Genomic DNA, 766 nt, shown 5'->3' with positions numbered 1-766 from the left:
ACGCCACAGGTACCTTGTTCGAAGGTATTGCTCGCTGGCACGATGTCAAAAAGACGCAAACTTTTGAAGATGCTAAAGCGCGGATGCTTAAAGGTATTCAAGAAGAGGTGTCCAAAGGGGTGCAATACATTCGTATCCATATTGACGTCTGTGACCCTGATTTGACTGGACTTAAAGCCATGCTGGAGCTGCGCGAAGAGCTAAAAGACAACGTCACTATTCAGATTGTCGCTTTCCCACAAGAGGGCATGTACGCCTATAAAGGGGCTGTTGAGTTGATGGAAGAGGCGTTAAAGATGGGCGCGGACTGCGTCGGCGGCATTCCACATTTTGAATGGGCATACGAGTTCGGGCAAGATTCTGTGCGTAAGACGGTTGAACTTGCGCTTAAGTATGACAAGCTTATCGACGTGCATTGTGATGAAACTGACGATCCAATGAGTCGCCACGTGCAATTATTAAATGCTTTGGTAATGATTGAAGATATCGGTACGCGTACGGCGGCTAGCCATACCTGTTCATTTGGTTCAGCAGACGATGCTTATGCGTTTCGCATGATGGGACTGTTTGAGCAATCGCAGATGAACTTCATTGCGCTGCCTACTGAAAACGCTTATTTGCAAGGTCGCCAAGATACTTATCCCAAGCGTCGTGGCCTCACGCGAGTGAAGGAATTTTGGGAGAATGGGATCAACATCTCTTTTGGTCAAGATTCTATCAATGATCCTTGGTATCCAGCGGGCAACGGTAACATGATGAATATCTT

Annotated in this window: 1 protein-coding gene; it reads left to right on the top strand. The window is 47.0% G+C overall.

Annotation, left to right across the window (positions count from 1 at the left end):
- Positions 1-766, top strand: a 766-nt coding sequence (locus ACTXGO_RS16535) for an amidohydrolase family protein (RefSeq protein WP_443575115.1), incomplete at both ends; no start/stop codon positions are given.

The organism is Psychrobacter sp. T6-1, assembly GCF_052258445.1.
The sequence above is the reverse complement of the archived record's forward strand: the minus strand, read 5'-3'. Positions and strand labels throughout refer to the sequence as shown.